This window comes from Mesorhizobium sp. (genome assembly GCF_017306585.1).
Classification (GTDB): Bacteria; Pseudomonadota; Alphaproteobacteria; order Rhizobiales; family Rhizobiaceae; genus Mesorhizobium.
The window spans coordinates 1-3,188 of sequence record NZ_JAFKIC010000351.1; the positions used below are offsets into that span (position 1 = coordinate 1).

Annotated in this window: 2 protein-coding genes; both read left to right on the plus strand. The window is 55.4% G+C overall.

Annotation, left to right across the window (positions count from 1 at the left end; genetic code table 11):
• Positions 1-823: 823 nt before the first annotated feature.
• Positions 824-1,855: a hypothetical protein gene (locus tag J0I79_RS34560; protein ID WP_292870523.1), complete on the plus strand. Its 1,032-nt coding sequence runs from the start codon at positions 824-826 to the stop codon at positions 1,853-1,855.
• A 162-nt stretch (positions 1,856-2,017) separates the two neighbouring features.
• Positions 2,018-2,995: a GTP-binding protein gene (locus J0I79_RS34565; RefSeq protein WP_292870526.1), complete on the plus strand. Its 978-nt coding sequence runs from the start codon at positions 2,018-2,020 to the stop codon at positions 2,993-2,995.
• The last annotated feature ends 193 nt before the right edge of the window (positions 2,996-3,188 follow it).

Below are 3,188 nucleotides of genomic sequence, written 5' to 3' on the forward strand. Positions count from 1 at the left end.
CATTTTTTCTCCTCCGGGGTTAAAAACGAAAAACGCCCCACGCAGCTCAGCCCGAAGGCCCAGTGCAGTGAGGCGTTTATGCCGATATTTCTTAGTTAGCTACATCGCTGACATAAAGGCTTGCACAGCCGCGTCAGTGTGTCAAGCGCGTTGCGTGAAATTAGCTGCACGACCACATTTCATCATCATGTGGGCTTCGTTGAAGGCGCAGCGAGGACCTGACTAGTAACAAACTTCTTCCAGTGGGATCAGATACTTAAGAAGGCTCCGTCTCAGTCCGACTGGCTCGGTCTCCCGGTGTTCGCTGACACGTAGGTCTACCCTGCACACGCCCTGTGGGACCATCAAGTCTTAGCCGGCACGAAACCACACTCCCGACCACCATGGGGATCTGAACTTCGACCCTGTGTCGCGCGTTTCAGCCTTGCACTTCGTTCGGCTCACGCTTGCTCCTCAGGTGCGATCGAGCAATCACTCAGCGAAATAAGCGCTTCTCGCAGCCCAATTCGAGGCCGACTCGTCTTTCGCAAATGTTACAGCGCTTGACACTATCATGAGGTTGTGCGAGCGTTTTTCGAGAGCAATAGAGCTTTAGAAAATATCGGCATAGAAGCCTCACTGCGCTGGTCCGTTGGACTGAGTTGCGGTGGGGCTTTTTTGGTTACGTTTAGGAGAAAGGAATGATGGCGCCGCAGCAGCGGGCAGTTTTTTCCCTAGCCGCCAGACTGGCGTGCCAGCTAGGCCCTTGGGCGTACGGGCATACTGACTTCGTTCTCTCCCAGACCAGTGTCCAGCCTCTATTGGCACAAGGCGGTTGAGCCCTATGAATTGTGCTGCTGCCTCCCTCCCCCGCTTTCCAAACTTCGATTGGCTTGCAGAGGCTGTCTCGGATCCAAGCTATGAAATCAGCCTTGGAGCGTTTGGTGCGGTTGGGCAGTTCCCCGATGAGCCGCGTACCCATGTTGAGGTCGGACCGGATAGAATTGTTGCTGAAACCGCAACTGCACGCATAGCGCTGAATCACCATGACAGTTTGCGGCCCATCGCCTTCGAAACGCTGAGTTCGGATCCTGAAGGATGGAATCACGGTATCGCACTGTGCTTGCCCAACAGTGATGCGCTGATGTCCGGGCGAACTCTGTTCACGTCGATCGGACCGGATACCGACGCGATTGACGGCTCGGAGCGCGGTATGTGCCGGTATGATCTGGGGCTCGGCACCGCATATGCGGATATCTGCATTCGACCGCTCTCAGGGTCAGCGCACCACTTTTCCGCCATGGTCGGTGAGAAGATCGCTGCGAATGCGCTCGATGGGCGCTTTCCGGACTGTATCTGGGTCTTTGAGACGTCGCTGGGCAGGATCGAGGCCCGGCACCCCAGACGCCGTCACATATTTCCCCAGTTGCTATCCACTGACCTAAACCATTCCACCGCGATGCCCATTGCCGCAGGATTTGTTCCTGCAGCTTATGTGTTTCCACCGAATCCGCGCCGGGCCAGGAATGTCGAAGACAGCTACAGTGCATTTCAAGGCCTTTTTGACCGTTTTGGAGATCCAGACCTGGTGCGATGCAAACGCACGGTCGAACGTGCGATCGAGCAAGACCGACACCCGAAGGAGGTGAACGCCCTTCTAAATCTGTCCGGGGCGCTCAGTCGTGCCGAGCTAGCTTGCATAAGAATCACGCTGCGGCAGCGGCGGTGGCTACGCGGGGAGCGGGACAGGCCAGGCTGGGAGGATGCCTATGACAGGCCGTTGGCGGAAATTTCTGTCTCACCTTCACCAAGCGACAATTCCGAGAAACCAGCTGGAGGTACTACCGTTGGCCTAGGCGCCATTCCCACGGTCTGAGCCCTTGCTCTCCTTTCTTGTGGTGCCCGACAGGCTGGGAGATTTGGGATTCCAAGAATTTGCAAAACATCACCAGCGCTTGCTGCATACGCTGGCTCAAGGCGGGTGAAACACGATCGAGAAGTTTATGTTCTTCTACTTTTGAAAGGTGACGCAATGTTAATGGCTCAAAAAAGCAACAATCGCATTCCTGCCACAGTGGTTACCGGCTTCCTCGGATCAGGCAAGACGACACTTATCAACAATATTCTGCACAAAGAGCACGGCAAGAATATAGCAGTGATCGTTAATGAGTTTGGCGAGATCAGTATCGATGGTCAGCTGGTTGTCCGAGATGATCAAGCCGAGCTCATTGAGTTCAATAATGGGTGCCTTTGCTGCACGGTGCGTGGCGATCTCATCGAGACACTTCAGCGCCTGCATGAGCGTGCGGGCAAACTTGATGGCATCCTTATTGAGACAACCGGTCTCGCAGATCCGGCTCCGGTCGCATCTACCTTTTTCGTGGCGGATGAAGTGAAAAACAACATCCAACTAGACGCCTTCGTTACTCTGGTTGACGCCGTCAATCTGGAGATGAACCTGTCGCAGAGTACAGAGGCGGTCGAGCAGGTCGCCTTCAGCGACATTGTACTGATCAACAAGATCGATTTGGTCACGCCGGACCGGCTCAAAGTCGTTGAAGCCAAGGTGCGCGCGCTGAACCCTTTGGCACGCATTCGTTTCACGACAAACGCCGAGATCGACATCGATCAAGTGATAGGGGTCGGCGCCTTCGACCTGGTGCAGAAACTCGACGTCGATCCCGGTTTCCTTGAGGATCATGAGCACGAACACGATCAGGCAGTGGGCTCGTTCATCCTGGAGGAAACCCGGCCGATCGATCTGAACCGTTTTTCGATTTGGCTGAACGAAATCGCACAGACCCGCGGGCAGGATCTTTACCGTACCAAGGGGATCTTTCACGCGCGCGGGTTCCGGGAACGCATTGTGTTTCAGAGCGTGAGAATGCTGACGACGATGAGGCCTGACCGGATATGGGGTGACAATGAACGGCGCTTGTCGCAGTTCGTGGTAATCGGCAAGAACCTGGACCGGGAAGAATTTGCCAAGGGGTTTGAGCAATGCCTGGTGAGCTAGACTTCGAAGTAACGACACCCTCCGCCACCACTTCTCAGGCCGTCGAACCGGTGTACCGAGTGCACGTGTTTTGCTGCGTCAATGAGCGGCCGGAAACGCATTGGCGCGGTTCCTGCGGCGGCAAGCGGAGCCGTCAACTATGCGACTTTATGTGCCGCCTTGGCATGGCGATTGGCGTGAAGCGAATCCGTAT

Coding starts and splice junctions, on each gene's coding strand:
- J0I79_RS34560 (WP_292870523.1), top strand. CDS start 824: ATGAATTGTGCTGCTGCCTCCCTCCCCCGCTTTCCAAACTTCGATTGG.
- J0I79_RS34565 (WP_292870526.1), top strand. CDS start 2,018: ATGGCTCAAAAAAGCAACAATCGCATTCCTGCCACAGTGGTTACCGGC.